The 14,131-nt window shown below is 72.5% G+C and carries 13 protein-coding genes; 6 read left to right on the top strand and 7 right to left on the bottom strand.

Translation table 11 applies throughout. The annotated features are described in order from the left end of the window. Positions 1-7 precede the first annotated feature (7 nt). On the bottom strand, positions 8-1,015 hold the full coding sequence (locus QRN56_RS06530) for an ADP-ribosylglycohydrolase family protein (protein WP_285101993.1): 1,008 nt from the start codon (positions 1,013-1,015) through the stop codon (positions 8-10). After that, the gene (locus QRN56_RS06525) at positions 1,012-2,040 is read right to left on the bottom strand and encodes an ADP-ribosylglycohydrolase family protein (protein ID WP_285101992.1); all 1,029 of its coding nucleotides are present in this window, start codon (positions 2,038-2,040) and stop codon (positions 1,012-1,014) included. The genes QRN56_RS06530 and QRN56_RS06525 overlap by 4 nt, the downstream gene beginning before the upstream one ends. Before the next feature lie 211 nt (positions 2,041-2,251). Here QRN56_RS06525 and QRN56_RS06520 point away from each other — a divergent pair, with 211 nt between their 5' ends. From QRN56_RS06520 to QRN56_RS06500, 5 genes are all read left to right on the top strand, one after another. Further along, on the top strand, positions 2,252-3,238 hold the full coding sequence (locus QRN56_RS06520; RefSeq protein WP_285101991.1) for a LacI family DNA-binding transcriptional regulator: 987 nt from the start codon (positions 2,252-2,254) through the stop codon (positions 3,236-3,238). Positions 3,239-3,313: 75 nt separating this feature from the next. After that, positions 3,314-4,663 carry an ABC transporter substrate-binding protein gene (locus QRN56_RS06515; RefSeq protein WP_285101990.1) on the top strand — a complete coding sequence of 450 codons (1,350 nt, stop codon included), beginning with the start codon at positions 3,314-3,316 and terminating at the stop codon, positions 4,661-4,663. A gap of 3 nt (positions 4,664-4,666) precedes the next feature. Continuing rightward, positions 4,667-5,635 carry a carbohydrate ABC transporter permease gene (locus tag QRN56_RS06510; RefSeq protein WP_285101989.1) on the top strand — a complete coding sequence of 323 codons (969 nt, stop codon included), beginning with the start codon at positions 4,667-4,669 and terminating at the stop codon, positions 5,633-5,635. After that, positions 5,635-6,465, top strand: a complete 831-nt coding sequence (locus tag QRN56_RS06505; RefSeq protein ID WP_285101988.1) for a carbohydrate ABC transporter permease — start codon at positions 5,635-5,637, stop codon at positions 6,463-6,465. Before QRN56_RS06510 ends, QRN56_RS06505 begins: the two co-directional genes overlap by 1 nt. Positions 6,466-6,512: 47 nt before the next feature. Further along, complete coding sequence (locus QRN56_RS06500) at positions 6,513-6,854, top strand: hypothetical protein (RefSeq protein WP_285101987.1); 342 nt, start codon at positions 6,513-6,515, stop codon at positions 6,852-6,854. A gap of 16 nt (positions 6,855-6,870) precedes the next feature. Here the strand turns inward: QRN56_RS06500 and QRN56_RS06495 are convergent, their stop codons facing one another. Genes QRN56_RS06495 through QRN56_RS06475 form a run of 5 tightly spaced genes read right to left on the bottom strand, consistent with a single transcriptional unit; the run spans position 6,871 to position 12,538 of the window. Further along, a complete protein-coding gene (locus tag QRN56_RS06495) occupies positions 6,871-8,709 on the bottom strand; it encodes a sugar phosphate isomerase/epimerase and 4-hydroxyphenylpyruvate domain-containing protein (protein ID WP_285101986.1) in 1,839 nt (612 codons plus the stop codon). Between the two features lies 1 nt (position 8,710). Continuing rightward, complete coding sequence (locus QRN56_RS06490) at positions 8,711-9,640, bottom strand: shikimate dehydrogenase (RefSeq protein WP_285101985.1); 930 nt, start codon at positions 9,638-9,640, stop codon at positions 8,711-8,713. Continuing rightward, a complete protein-coding gene (locus tag QRN56_RS06485) occupies positions 9,637-10,662 on the bottom strand; it encodes a DctP family TRAP transporter solute-binding subunit (RefSeq protein ID WP_285101984.1) in 1,026 nt (341 codons plus the stop codon). The genes QRN56_RS06490 and QRN56_RS06485 overlap by 4 nt, the downstream gene beginning before the upstream one ends. A 17-nt stretch (positions 10,663-10,679) precedes the next feature. Beyond that, complete coding sequence (locus tag QRN56_RS06480) at positions 10,680-11,954, bottom strand: TRAP transporter large permease (RefSeq protein WP_285101983.1); 1,275 nt, start codon at positions 11,952-11,954, stop codon at positions 10,680-10,682. Beyond that, complete coding sequence (locus QRN56_RS06475) at positions 11,951-12,538, bottom strand: TRAP transporter small permease (RefSeq protein ID WP_285101982.1); 588 nt, start codon at positions 12,536-12,538, stop codon at positions 11,951-11,953. Before QRN56_RS06475 ends, QRN56_RS06480 begins: the two co-directional genes overlap by 4 nt. A gap of 175 nt (positions 12,539-12,713) precedes the next feature. Here QRN56_RS06475 and QRN56_RS06470 point away from each other — a divergent pair, with 175 nt between their 5' ends. Beyond that, positions 12,714-13,715 (top strand): LacI family DNA-binding transcriptional regulator, encoded by a 1,002-nt coding sequence (locus QRN56_RS06470; RefSeq protein WP_285101981.1) that lies wholly within the window; start codon positions 12,714-12,716, stop codon positions 13,713-13,715. Positions 13,716-14,131: the final 416 nt, after the last annotated feature.

Genomic DNA, 14,131 nt, shown 5'->3' with positions numbered 1-14,131 from the left:
GGGCGCGCTAGGCCGCCTTCTCGTCGAGCGCCGTCGCCAGCGCGGCGAGCGAGCGCCCGGCGACGGCCGGGACCGTCACGCCCTGCAGCACGTCCAGGTCCGCCGCCTCCGGGGCGCTCCCCGTGGCACCGCACAGAGCGCCGACCAGCGCCGGCAGGCTGTCCTGGTGCCGGGTGACCGACAGCGCCAGGGGCAGCGCGGCCTCGTGATCGCCCTCGGCGAGGACGAGGATCGCCACGGCGAGCGGCAGGGTCTCCGCGACCGTGCCGGGGTGGCTGTAGGTGCGCGGGGCGAAGCGAGCCACGAGCGCGGGGATCGCCGCGAAGGGCGAGCGTGCGTCGCCGGCGATCCGCAGCGCGTCGCGCACGCCGTCGGCGAGCCAGTCGTCGGCGGCGAGGTCCTCGTCGACGGCGCCCAGCGCGTCCCCGATCGGCGCGCCCTGGAGCAGATGACCCACGAGGCGGGCGAACGCGGCGGCCGCGTGGACCCCGATGCCGTCGTGGGTGATGGTCGCGTAGGTGCGGGCCAGCCCCGCCGCGGACGCCGGGTCGCCGGTGGCGATCGCCACGGCCAGCGCCCCGGGCAGCGCCGTGTCGTCGTAGAAGGCCGGGTTGTCGGCCCCGGTGTGGGGCGGGCGCAGCCCGGCCGCCGCGTTGAGCAGCGCCGAGCGCTGCGCGGCGCCGGTCCAGGTGCCGGGGGTGTCGAGCAGGGCGCGCCAGGTGTCGAACAGGCCGTCCTGGTCCCACCCCGGGGCCTCCAGCAGCACCCGGGCCGCGACCGCGAACGTCTCGGCGTCGTCCGTCGCCACGAGCGCCGGCGAGTCCACGGCGGTCAGCACGAACGGCACCACCGGGCGCAGCACCCGGGACTGGTCCAGCTCCAGGGCCCCCTTGCGGAGCATCTGCCGCACCCACGGGTCGCGGACGGTCCGGTGCTCGCCGGCCGGCGCCCCGAGGGCGTCGCCCAGCGCCAGCCCGTGCACGGCGCCGACGGCGCGGTCGAGACGGTGGGTCATGCTCGGGTCTCCTTGCCACGGTCCGCGTCGCCGCGGACGTCGTCGGTGGTCGCGCGGTCCGCGGCCGCACGCTCGGCCAGGGCGTCGGCCAGGTCCACCAGGTCGGTGCCGGCCGTCGCCGCGATGCACTGGCCCGTCACGGAGCGCACCTGGGCCACGTGCGCCGGGTCGAACGCGCTCGCCCCGTGCAGGGCGCCGGCGACCGCGCCGGCCATCGCCGCGATGGTGTCGGAGTCGCGGCCGATGTTGACACCCGACTCGATGACGCTCGTCGCGCCGTCGTTGGCCCGCAGCAGGCCGATGGTCAGCGCCACGGCCTCGGGGGCGACGTCGGCCCACATGTAGTGCCGCAGCGGGATCGTCTCGAACAGGGCCTCCTCGGCCTCCTCCGGCGAGCCGGCGCCGGCCGCGATGTCGAGCGCGCGGCGGGCCGTGCGGGCCGACCAGGAGTCGGCGGGCATGGCGGCGAGCATGGCGTCCAGCACGGGGTCGACGTCGTCCTCGACCATGGCGACGGCCACGCCGGCGGCGATCGCCTGGGCGCACCAGACACCGTCGCGCGAGTGGCTGACCTCCGCGTCGGCCCGGGCCATCCGGATCGCGAGCGCGGGGTCGCCGGCGGCGTAGACGCCGATCGGGGCGACCCGCATGGCGGCGCCGTCGCTCCACGTCTCGGCGTTGCGCTGCCCGCTGGCGGGCGGCGTCATGCCCGCGTGGAGGTTGGCGATCGCGATCATCTCGCTGAAGCCCGCACGGTTGAACCCGGTGCGCTGCGCGCGCAGCGCCTCCAGCCACGTGTCGGCCACCACGTCGGACGTCAGGTCCGCGCCCGCCCGCAGCACGCCGCGGGCGCACAGCACGGCGTACTCGGTGTCGTCGGTCCCGGCGGCGTCGGGGTCGACGAAGCCGCGCACCCGGCCCCACTTCTCGCGGATATCGGGAAGGGTCATGCCCTCGGTCGGTGCGCCCATGGCGTCGCCGATCGCCAGGCCGAGCAGCGCTCCGCGCGCACGGTCGTTGTTCATGCTCCTCCGGTCCTCCGCTGTCATTTCTCCGGCTTCGTTGCCGCAGAACGCAACGTTTTGCATGCAGCAAGCAGGCTGAGCATGCGTGGCGCCGAGGTGTTTGCGCACCTATTTGCGCTTGTGTCTTGCATCACAGGGTGACTTTGCAGGATGCTACTCCAAAACCTTTTGCGCATGCTGAGGCGAACGACGGGTCGACGAGGAGCGGGTGATGGTCGGAATACGCGAGGTGGCCGAGGTCGCGGGCGTGAGCATGTCGACGGTCTCGCAGGTCGTCTCCGGCAACCGGCCCGTCTCGGCGGCGACCCGGGCCCGGGTGGAGGCCGCGATCACCCACCTCGGGTACCGCGCCCACCCCGGCGCGTCCCAGCTCCGCGGCGGGCGCACCGGCACGATCGCCCTGATCGTCCCCACCCTGGAGAACCCCTTCTACCCGCTGGTGGCCGCCGGCATGCAGGACGTGCTCGTACCCCGCGACATCCTGCTGACCGTCACCGACGCCAGCGGCATGGACCGGTCGGCCAGCGCCATCCACCGCCTCCTGTCGCGCCGCGTCGACGCCATGGTCGCCGCGCCGTTCGGCATCCCCGCGGCCGGCCTCGCCGAGCTGCACGACGCCGGGATCCCGTTCGTCACGCTGGGTGAGGAGCCACCGGGCGGCGGTGACTACGTGCACAGCGACGACGTCCGCGGCGCCCGCGAGGTCACCGCGCACCTGATCGCCCGCGGACGGCGGCGCATCGCCTTCCTCGGCGGCGAGGAGTCGGTGATCCCCACCCAGCAGCGCCTGGAGGGGTACCGGGCCGCCCTGCGCGAGGCGGGCCTGCCGCTGCGGGACGACGACGTGGTGTTCACGCGGTACACGCGCCAGGGCGGGCGCGACGGCGCCGCCGCGCTGCTGGACCGCGACGAGAGGCCCGACGCGATCGTCGCGGCCAACGACCTGATCGCCATCGGCGTGCTCGACGTGACCAGGGCCCGCGGGCTGCGCGTGCCCGAGGACGTGGCCCTGACCGGTTACGACGACATCGACGCGGCGTCCCTGGTCAACCCGCCGCTGACGACCATCGAGAACCCCGCCCGTGAGATCGGGCGCGCGTGCGCGCGCCTGCTGCTGGAGCGGCTCGACGGCGAGGTCACCGAGGTGACCCGCGCCGTGGGCCTGTCCAACCGCCTCGTCGTTCGCGACTCGACCTGACCGCACCTCCGCAGTTCGTTCCACCTGCTCTATCCGCCTGGCTCCATCCACCCTCGCGAGAGAGACACGAGAACCTTGAGAATCACCAAGCACGTACTGGCCCCTGTCGGCTTCGCCGCCGCGGTATCGGTCGCCCTGGCCGGCTGCGTGAGCGGCGGCGGCAGCAGCGGCAGCGGCGGCGAGGTCACCTACTGGGGCGCGTTCTACGCGCCGACCACCGAGGAGGCGTTCCAGGAGATCTTCGTCGACTCGTTCAACGCCGACAGCGACGTGCAGGTCGACATGGAGGTCAAGGAGCTGACCACGATCGGCCAGCTCACCGACACCGCGGTCTCGGCCGGCCAGGCCCCCGACATCGTGTACTCGGACGGCCCGTCGTCGGCCTCCGACTTCGCCCGCGCGGACCGGACGATCCCGCTGGACGAGTACGCGCAGGAGTACGGCTGGGAGGACACGTTCCTGCCCTGGGCCTACGAGCTCAGCACCGTCGACGGCAAGGTCTCGTCGGTCCCGGCCAGCTACGGGTCGATGGTCCTGTACTACAACACCGAGGTCTTCGAGGAGCACGGCTGGACCCCGCCGACCACGCTGGCGGAGTTCGAGAAGGTCGCCCAGGAGGCGGACGAGGCGGGCATGGTGCCGCTCGGCGGCGGCAACGCCGGCTACCAGGGCATGAGCGAGTGGCTGGTGACGGCCGTCCTCAACGCGGCGGTCGGGCCCGAGAAGATCCACGACGTGCTGACGGGCGAGGCCTCGTTCACCGACCCGGAGTTCGTCGCGGCGATCGAGCTGATCCAGGACTGGATCGACAAGGGCTGGCTGGCCGGCGGTGCGGAGTCCTACTTCACCACCGACGACACCGCGAACGTGACCGGCCTGGCCAACGGGACCACCGCCATGTACCTGAGCGGCACGTGGTCGTTCAACTCGCTCTCCGAGGTGTTCGAGGACCCGTCGACGTGGGGCTGGGCGCCGCTGCCGTCGCTGAGCGACTCGGTCGAGCCCGGCGTGTTCCCCCTGGCGATCGGCACCGCGCTGTCGGTCAGCGCCGACTCGGCCGACCCCGACGCCGCGGCGTCGTTCATCGACCACGTGGCCGGCGACGTCGACCGGGCGCTGTCCTACACGGCACGCACGGGCGAGAACCCGCCGCCGCTGGCGGTGAGCGCCGACCAGTTCCCCGAGGAGGTCGACGAGCGCACGGTCCAGCTCTACAGCCAGATCCCCGAGTCGACCAACGTGGGCTACGCGACCTGGACGTTCTTCCCGCCCAAGACCGACTCCTACCTGATCACCGAGTTCGACAAGGTCGTGACCGGTGACAGCACCGCGGACGAGTACCTGTCAGGGATGCAGGACGTGTTCGACGAGGAGTTCGAGGCCGGTGCCACCCTGACCCCGTTCACCCCCCAGACCGGGGACTGACGGGTGACCACCGAGACGGCGACCACCGGGACCGCGCTGGCGGCGGCCCCGGTGCGTCGCGGACCGCGGCCGGCCCCCCGGGGCCGGCCGCTGGGGGCCAGGAGGCAGCGCCGGCTGCTCGCCTGGGTGTTCGTGGCGCCGCTGCTCGTGGTCAACCTCCTCGTGATCACGGGGCCGGGTCTGGCCTCCGTCTACTACTCGTTCACCGACTGGGACGGGCTGAGCACGCCCCGGTTCGTGGGTCTGGCGAACTACGCCGAGATGCTCCGGTCCGGCGCGGTCGGCGGCGCGCTGGTGCACAACGTCGTGTGGACCCTGTTCTTCCTGGTGGTCCCGATGACGATGGCGCTGGTCGGCGCGTTCCTGCTGTCCCGGCTGCGCCGTCACCAGACGTTCTTCCGCGTCCTGTACTTCATCCCGTACGTGCTGGCCACCGTGGTCTCCGCCGCCGTCTGGCGCCAGATCATGGACCCGGACGGCGGGATCGGCGCCGCCCTGGCGACCCTGGGCATCCCGTTCCTGGCCGACGTGAACTTCCTCGGCAACCCATCGCTCGCCCTCGGCTCGGTGGCCTTCGTGAACACGTGGCAGTGGTGGGGCTTCCTGCTGGTGATCTTCCTGGCCTCGATGCAGTCGGTGGACCCGGCCCTCTACGAGGCCGTGCGGCTCGACGGCGCCGGGCCGGTGCGCGAGTTCTGGCACATCACGCTGCCGATGATCCGGCCGACCCTCGTCTTCCTGGGCCTGATGACCGTGATCTGGTCGTTCCTCGTCTTCGACTACGTCTACGTGCTGACGCAGGGCGGTCCGGCCGGCTCCACCGACGTGCTCAGCACGGTGCTCTACCGCGAGGCCTTCCAGAACCAGCGCCACGGGTACGCCTCGGCCGTCGCGATGCTGCTCTCGGCCATCAGCGCCGCGACCGTGCTCGGCTATCTCGCGCTGCGCCGACGACTGCGATGGGACATCTGATGGTCAGCACCGCCCGCAGGGGGCAGCCCGTCACCTGGATCGTCCTCGGGCTGCTCGGTGTCTACGCGCTGGGCCCGCTGCTCGTGTTCGCCTCGAACTCGCTCAAGTCCGCCCGCGAGATCGACAGCAACCCGCTCGGTCTTCCGCAGTCCTGGAGCTGGAGCAACTTCGCCGTGGCCTGGGAGCGCGCCCACATGGGGGGCGCGCTCCTGAACAGCCTGGTCATCGCGGTGGCCACCGCGGCAGGCGTGGCCGTCGTCGCCACCATGGCCGCCTACGCCATGACCCGCCTGGACCTCCCCGGCGGGGGCGGGTGGATCCTGTGGCTGCTGGTGTCCTCGTCGCTGCCGATCCAGCTCTTCCTGGTACCGCTCGTGAGCTGGTGGTCCACGCTGGGCCTCTACAACCAGCCCGTCGGCCTGATCATCATCTACTGGGCCGTGTACAGCCCGTTCGCCACCCTGCTCGTGCGGGCGTTCCTGATCGGCATGCCCCGGGAGTACGAGGAGGCGGCCCGCCTGGACGGCGCCGGCGAGCTGGGCGTGTTCGCCCGCATCGTGCTGCCCATGATCCGGCCCGCGGTGCTGACCGCCGCCCTCGTGTCCGGGCTGCAGGCCTACAACGAGTTCATGCTCGCCGTCACCTTCATCCAGGACCGCGACTTCCAGCCCGTCGCGCTGTCGCTCTACTCGTTCCAGCAGGGATTCACCACCGACTGGTCCCTGGTCAGCGCGGCCGGGCTGATCATGGCCCTGCCCGTCGTCGTGCTGTTCCTGACCATGCAACGCACCTTCATCGACGGCTACGTCTCCCGCGGGATCGCCGTATGAGCCGCCCGTCAACGCCTCAAGAGCCCCGACCAGCCCAAGGAGTGTCCATGCCTTCCGCGAAGGAAATCCTGCGCACCACCGCGGCCGACCAGATCGACCTCGGCCTGGTGGACCTCGTCACCGTCGAGAACTACAACCGCCTGGTCGGCGCCATGCTGGTGGCCAGCGACAACCACCGCCTCATGATGGAGGACCTCGGCGACGAACGGATCCACCTGTGGTCGTGGACCCCGTGGGTCGACGGCAGGTTCGGCGAGACCGGGATCACCCGGGACGAGGTCGTCGCCCGGTTCGCGGTCCAGCAGTGGCTCACCGACGCCCCGCCCATCCAGCGCGAGCAGGAGTACGACATCTCGTCGGTGCTGTCGGCCGACGAGGACTGGCGCTGACCGGTCGGGCCGGCGATCACCCTCGTCGCGACGCCCGGTCCAGCCGGTCCTGGGCCGCGAGCAGCACCGGGGTGTTGTCCCCCGCGTAGACGTCGTACCCGCCGGTCCGCTGGAGCACCTCGAAGCACACGCTGCCGACCCGCGGCGTGTAGAAGTGCCAGAACTCGCCCGCCGCGGAGCGGTCGTACATGAGCTGGTGGTCGCGCAGGCGGCCGAGCGTCGCGTCGTCGAGCCCGAACCGGGCCCGCAGGTCGTCGTAGTAGTTGTCCGGCACGGGCACGCGCGGCAGCCCGCGGTCCTCCGCCCGGCGGGCGACCGCGAAGATGTCGGTGCAGGCCAGCGCGATGTGCTGGGGGTGGGAGACGTCGAGCGGCGCGACGTTGAGCGAGATCCGCACGCCACCGCTGCCCGTGCGCATGACCTGGCTGCGGACCAGCCCCTGGGGACCCGCCGCCTCCGTCGCCGTCGGCTTCTGCAGGCCCAGCACGCTGGTGTAGAAGAGCACCGCCTCGTCGTGCGCGTCCCAGCCGTGCGAGACGTTGACGTGATCGATGCCGGCGATCTCCCGGGTGTGACCGGGACGGCCGTGGTCGAACTCCGCGGCCCACGCCGGCTCGACGCCGGAGCGGGTCTCGGTGCGCCGGTCGTTGAGGAACACCTCCAGCCCGCTGGGCGCGACGAACCCGGCCAGGTCCAGCTCCCCGGCCTGGGTCCGGCGCGGCACCGCCCGCACGGCCAGGGCGCGGGCCCGGTCGCTCGCCGCCGCCGCGTCGGCCACGCCCAGGCCGACCCCCGCCAGGTGCGGCTCCAGGTCGCGGGCGTGCTGCTCGTTGAGAACGATCCGCGCCTGGCCGGCCGACCACAGCCGCACGGGCTTGGTCCGGTGCTGGCCCCGGAAGGACAGGCCGAGCTGGTCGAGCACCACCTCGACCTCGCCGGTGTCCTCGGCCTTGATCTCCACGTAGTCGTAGCCGGTGGGCTCGTCCACGTCGGCGATCCGGTCGAGCGCGGCCCCGACCTCGCCGCCGCCCTCCTCGGCCAGGAGCCGGGCCGCGCGGTCCTCGAGCCAGACGAGGGAGCGCAGGGCGTGCTGGGCGGTCCGGCCGGTGTCGGTCTGCCGGAAGACGTCGTTGAAGACCTCCAGCGACAGCGGCCCCCGGTACCCCGCGCGGACGAGATGGGTGACGAACCGGCCGAGGTCCCAGGCGCCCTCCCCGGGGAACAGCCGGTGGTGCCTGCTCCAGGAGAGCACGTCCAGGGTGAGCGCCGGGGCGTCCGCGAGCTGGGCGAAGAAGATCTTGTCCCCCGGGATCTCCTCGATCGCCGCCGGGTCGTGGCCGCGCGAGAGGATGTGGAAGCTGTCCAGGCACACCCCGACCGCCTCGTGGTCGGCGAGCCGCGCGATCTCCCAGGACCGCCGGTAGTCGTCCACGTAGCGCCCCCAGGCGAGCGCCTCGTAGGCCACCCGGACGCCGTACGACGCCGCGAGGTCGCCCAGCCGGCGCAGCTGCTCGGCCGCCACCTCGTCGGAGCCGGTGGTGGCGGTGGCCACGTTGCTGCAGACCAGCACGGTGTCGACGCCGAGCCGCCGCATGGTCTCGAAGCGCGCCCGGGCCCGGCGCAGGTTGTCCTCGAGCTGGTCCGGGCGCACGCCCTCGAAGTCGCGGAACGGCTGGTACAGGTCGAGGCTCAGGCCGAGCCGGTCCGCGAGCGCCCGGATCTCCTCGGGGCTGCGGTCGGTGACCACCAGGTCGGGCTCGAAGATCTCGATGCCGTCGAACCCGGCGTCGGCGCAGGCGTGGAGCTTGTCCTCCAGGCTGCCGCTGAGGCAGACCGTCGCGATGGACTTGCGCATGTCAGGCCTCCAGAGGGTCGGGTCCGGCGAGGGTGTCGGGTCCGGCGACGAGCCGACGGAAGTGGGCGTGCATGCGCGCGGTGTCGGGTTCGAGGCCGGTGATCAGCCGGAGGCTCTCGACGGCCTGGCCCACGGCCATCCCGCCGCCGTCGAGCGTCGCCAGGCCGCGCGCCCGCGCGCGGCGCAGCAGCTCGGTCTCCAGGGGCCGGTAGACCACCTCGGCCACCCAGGCCGCGGGGTCGAGCCGGTCGACCTCGAAGGCGACCCCGGGGTGCTCGGCCATGCCGACCGGGGTGACGTGCACGACGCCGTCGACCCGCGGCAGCCAGGTGTCGAGCGTGCCGCCGCTGGGCAGGAGGCGGGGCGAGGTCACCGGGGCGAACCGGTCGAGCAGGGTCGCGACCGCCGCCGGGACGGCGTCGTGCACGACGACGGTGCGGAACCCCAGGTCGAGCAGCGCCGCGACCGTGGCGAGGCCCGCTCCCCCGGCGCCGACCTGGAGCACGGTGCCTGTCCGGAGAACGGTGCCTGTCGGTAGCACGGTGCCCGCGGCGCCGCCGGCGGCGAGGAACGTCGCGAGGGCGCCGCGGAACCCGGGGCAGTCGGTGTTGTGCGCGGTGCGCCGGCCCGCGCCGAACAGCACCAGGTTGGCGGAACCGAGCCGGCGCACGGTCGGGCTGAGGTCCGTCACGTGGTCCAGCACGGTCTGCTTGTACGGGTGGGTCACGTTGGTGGCGGCGTAGCCGGCGTCCTCCAGCCGGCCGAGCTCGGCGCCGAGGTCCACGGCGGTGCGGTCGATGAGGTCCACCGTGCGGTACTCGTAGTCGAGGCCGAGGTGCCGCGCCTCCTCCATGTGCAGCGCGGGCGACAGCGACGCCCGGATGCCGTTCCCCAGGAGCGCCACCCGGTACCGGCGGGCCGGCCGCGTCACCGTGCGGAGCCCCGGATGGCCTCGTAGACCACGAGCGAGTCGCCCTCGAGGTTCTCCCGGAACCAGGTGTCGGTCTGCTGCGCGAAGGCCTCCTGGTCCACGTCGTCGACGATCTCGACGGCGCCCTCCTGCTCCCAGGTGTCGAGGATCTCCTGCTCGGCCTCCTCGACGCAGCCGGGCATCTGCTCGACGGCGGCCGCGACGGCCGCGGCCAGGGCGGCACGCTGGTCGTCGTCCAGCTCGGCGTCGTACGACGGCGCGGCCACGATGAGGTTCGAGTTCTGCCCGTGGTCCGACAGGCTCAGGTAGTCCTGCACCTCGACGAGGTTGCTGGCGTGGATGTTGGTGATCGGGTTCTCCTGCCCGTCCACGACCCCCTGCTGCAGGGCCAGGTAGAGCTCCTCGTAGGCGACCTCGGTCGCCTGGGCGCCGAGGGCCTGGGCGTTGCGCAGGTGCTGCGCCGAGCCCGGGAACCGCATCCGCAGGCCGTCGAGGTCCGCGGGCTCACGGATCGCCCGGTCCGCGGTGAACTGCCGCGCCCCGGCCGACCAGGCGCCGAGGATCGACACACCGCCGGAGGCCTCCTTGAAGTCCTGCTCGAGCTGGTCGGCCGAGCCGTCGGCGAAGAACCGGTCCAGGTGGGCGGCGTCGTCGAACACGTAGGCCGCGTCGACCACACCGGCCGGCTCGTAGACGGCGGCGAGCGCCGAGGCGCCCTGGATGTCGATGTCCACGTCGCTGGCCTGCACGGACGCGATCCGGTCGGCGTCGCCGCCGAGCTGGCTGTTGGGGTAGATCTCGACGGTGATACCGACGTCCGCCGCCTCGGCCTCCTCCTTGATGACCTGGGCGCCGCAGACGTGCTGCGGCTGGTCCTCGGTGTAGCTGTGGGCGAGCGTCAGCTCGACCTGGCCGCCTCCGGCGGCGGCGTCGGGCCCGTTGCCGGTGCCGCCGCAGGCGGTCAGCAGGGCGAGGGGCAGGGCCACGGCCGCGCTCGCGGCGGTGGTGCGACGAACGTTCATGAGGGAGTCCTTTCGGTTCAGAGGCCGAGCTGGGCCGGCAGCCAGGTGGCGAGGCCGGGGAAGAAGATGATCAGCACGCAGCACAGGGTCAGCGGCACCATGAACGGGAGGGTGCCCCAGAACACCTCGGCGACCGGCACCTTCTGGGTCGAGCTGAGGACGAACAGGACCGTGCCGACCGGTGGCGTGAGCAGCCCGATCATCAGCGAGATGATCATCACGACGCCGAGCACGAGCGGGTCGACGCCAAGGGCGGTGGCGATCGGCATGAGGATGGGCACGACGAGCACCAGGATGGGCGTCGCGTCGCCCACCGTGCCGAGCACCAGCATCAGGAGCAGCACCAGCAGCAGGAACACGGTGCCGTCGTCGGTGATCCCGAGCACGAGCTGGGCCAGCGCCTGGGGTACCCGTTCCAGGGCCAGCACGTACCCGAGCAGCGCGGCGGACGAGACGATCAGCATGATCGCCGCCGTGGTCAGCACCGTCTCGACGAAGATCTTGGGCAGGTCGCTCACCGTGAGCCTGCGGTAGGCGAAGCCGAGCACCATCATGTAGGCGGCGCCGACGGCCGCGGCCTCGGTCGGCGTGAAGAGGCCGCCCAGGATGCCGCCGAGGATGACCACCGGCGCCCCGAGGGGAAGCACGACCCGCTTGCCGGTCTCGGCCACGCGCGCCCAGGAGAACCCGACGTGCCGGATGCCGGGCTGGCGGCGCACCAGCAGGAACACCACCACGCAGAGGCCGACCACCATGAGGAGGGCCGGCACCACGGACGCCGCGAACAGCGCCCCGGTCGAGACGGTCGCCAGCCCCGCGAAGATGACCGCAGGGATGCTCGGCGGCATGACCGGCGCGATGAGCGCGGACGCGCCGACGACGCCGAGGCCGAACCGCCGGGAGTAGCCGGCGCGCAGCATCGGCGGGATCTCGACCTTGCTCAGCGCGGCGGCGTCCGCCACCGCCGAGCCGCTCATCCAGGAGAAGCCGAGGCTGACGCCGACGCTCACGTAGCCGAGCCCGCCGCGGACCCGGCCGAACAGCGCGAGCGCGAAGTCGAACAGCCGGTCCGCGATGCCCGCGTGGTTGGCGACCACGCCGAGCAGGATGAACAGCGGGATGGCCAGCAGCACGAAGTTGCCGGTGGCGTCGGCGACCAGGCGCATCGGCAGGCCGAGCGACTGGCCCTCGACGAGCAGGTAGCCCAGGCCGGGCCCGAGGAACGCGAACGCGACGGGGACGCGGAGGGTCAGCAGCACCATGATCGTGATCAGCAGCAGGAGGGAGGTCATCGCGACGCCTCCCCTGCCGCGCCGGTGAGCCCTTCCGGGCCGGCGAGCCCTGCCACGCCGGCGAGCGGCCCCGGCGCGAGCGCCGGGTCGTCGTGGTCGGGCGGCGGGGGGCCGAACCGGGCGATCTGCACCGCGCTCACGGCCGCGCGGACGGTCGCGCTCACCAGGCCGACGAGCGCGATCACGTAGACCCACGACATCGGGAGCCCCAGCGCGGGCGAGGTGAGGAAGCCCGCGGAGTGCACGAGCTCCCAGCACGCCCAGGTGAAGGCCGCGGAGATGACGGCGACCAGGGCCATCGCGAGGGTCTGCACCACGCGCGCCACGACGGGGCCGCCGAAGTTGTCGATGAGCTGGACGGCGATGTGGCCGTTGCGGGTGACCAGCACGCCGGCCGCGACGAACGTCAGCCAGATCAGCCCGAACTGCGACAGCTCGCCCGCCCACACGATCTGCGGCACGGGCAGGTAGCGCTGCGCCGCCTGGAACAGGATGAGCACGAAGATCAGCACGGTGGCCAGGCACGCGATGGCCAGCTCCACCCCGGTGAGCAGCTTGACGAGACGGTTGATGCCTTGCTTCATGCGTGGTTCACGTACATCGGGACGATCCCCTTCCGTCCGGCACGGCACGTCGGTGTGCGGCGCGGTCGTCGCCGCACGTCGGTGTGCGGCGTCGTAGCTGCGGCGACCCTAGAAACTGCCTGGCAAGTTGTGCAAGCAGTTGCCAAAGTTGCCAGCGATATGGCTAGATGCCCAGGTGCAGCCCACGATCTACGACGTCGCGAAGGCGGCGGGCGTGGCCGCGTCGACGGTCTCCCGCACCTTCAACAAGCCCGGCCGGGTCAACGAGGCGACCCGGCAACGGGTGCACGCCGCGGCCGCCGAGCTGGGCTACGAGCACAGCCCGCAGAACCGGGCGCTGCCGGGCGGACGGCACCGGACCATCGCGATGGTCCTGTCGGACATCACCAACCCACACTTCTTCGAGCTCATCCGCGGCGCGGAGCAGCGCGCCAAGGCGGCCGACGTCACGCTCGTGATCGTCAACGCCGAGGAGTCGCAGCGCATCGAGGAGAACCAGGTCCGCGACCTGTCACCCACCGTGGACGGCTTCGTCCTGGCGGCCAGCAGGCTCGCCGACGACGCGCTGGTCACCCTGGCGGAGAAGCACCGTGTGGTGCTGCTCAACCGCGAGCTGGCGGGGCTGACCAGCGTGACGCTGGCCGTCGGCACGGGCTGCCAGCAGATCCTGGAGCACCTCGCCTCGCTGGGGCACCAGAGCTTTACCTACTGCGCCGGGCCGCCGGGGTCCTGGATGGGCGCGGTGCGCTGGGCGGCCCTGAGCGCCGGGGCGGAGGAGCACGGCCTGACGGCGCACCGTGTCGGCCCGTACACCCCCAACGTCGCCAACGGCGGCGCGGCGGCCGACGGCGCGCTGCGCACCGGGGCGACGGCGATCGTGGCCCACAACGACCTGCTGGCGTTCGGCATCATCCGCCGGCTGACGCAGCGCGGCATCCGGGTCCCCGACGACGTCAGCGTGGTCGGCTTCGACGACATCTTCGCCTCCGAGTTCGTCCACCCGTCGCTGACCACCCTCGGCGGCCCGGGCGCGCACGCCGGCCGCTTGGCCGTCGAGCTCCTGATCGACCAGTTCGCCGGGCGCGCGACCCAGGACGCCGAGCAGATCAGGCTGCCGACGGAGCTGGTGCTGCGCGAGTCGTCGGGCCCGGCGCCTCGGGGCGACGGTTTCCGCTAGATCGTTGATTCCACGGGGTCTGTGGTCGTAGGGGTCAGGCTGCGGCGGTGGGGCGGTGGGGCGGTGGGGCGGTGGGGCGGTGGCGCGGAGGGGCGGAGGGGCGAACCGCGCAGGGGGTGTGGCTCGCAGCGCTGTTGGGGACCGCTCGCCTCACCGGTGATACGCGCACCCGTCTCGGCCTCGTACTGTCCGGCTCGGCGCTGGTCGGTGCTGGTGCGGGCTGTGCTGGTGCAGGTGTTCCTGAGGTTTCCATCCCCGCGACGAGCGTCTGACGTGATCGACGAGACGGCCCGCCCGTTCGGGGCCGCCGGCCGCCGAACTCCAAGGGCTTCCCCCAGACGACCAGGCGATTCTGCTGTTGGCAGATCGGGTTGATTCGGCGAGCGATGCGAACGGGTGTGCCATATGTTGATGGC

Source organism: Promicromonospora sp. MEB111 (assembly GCF_030209445.1).
GTDB lineage: Bacteria > Actinomycetota > Actinomycetes > Actinomycetales > Cellulomonadaceae > Promicromonospora.
Note: the sequence above shows the minus strand (reverse complement) of the source record. Positions and strands in the feature narration are given on the sequence as shown.

Bases quoted from the DNA above. Each gene is read 5' to 3' on its own strand.
- QRN56_RS06475 (WP_285101982.1), bottom strand. From the start codon at position 12,538: ATGAAGCAAGGCATCAACCGTCTCGTCAAGCTGCTCACCGGGGTGGAG.
- QRN56_RS06520 (WP_285101991.1), top strand. From the start codon at position 2,252: ATGGTCGGAATACGCGAGGTGGCCGAGGTCGCGGGCGTGAGCATGTCG.
- QRN56_RS06500 (WP_285101987.1), top strand. From the start codon at position 6,513: ATGCCTTCCGCGAAGGAAATCCTGCGCACCACCGCGGCCGACCAGATC.
- QRN56_RS06495 (WP_285101986.1), bottom strand. From the start codon at position 8,709: ATGCGCAAGTCCATCGCGACGGTCTGCCTCAGCGGCAGCCTGGAGGAC.
- QRN56_RS06530 (WP_285101993.1), bottom strand. From the start codon at position 1,015: ATGACCCACCGTCTCGACCGCGCCGTCGGCGCCGTGCACGGGCTGGCG.
- QRN56_RS06480 (WP_285101983.1), bottom strand. From the start codon at position 11,954: ATGACCTCCCTCCTGCTGCTGATCACGATCATGGTGCTGCTGACCCTC.
- QRN56_RS06485 (WP_285101984.1), bottom strand. From the start codon at position 10,662: ATGAACGTTCGTCGCACCACCGCCGCGAGCGCGGCCGTGGCCCTGCCC.
- QRN56_RS06505 (WP_285101988.1), top strand. From the start codon at position 5,635: ATGGTCAGCACCGCCCGCAGGGGGCAGCCCGTCACCTGGATCGTCCTC.
- QRN56_RS06525 (WP_285101992.1), bottom strand. From the start codon at position 2,040: ATGAACAACGACCGTGCGCGCGGAGCGCTGCTCGGCCTGGCGATCGGC.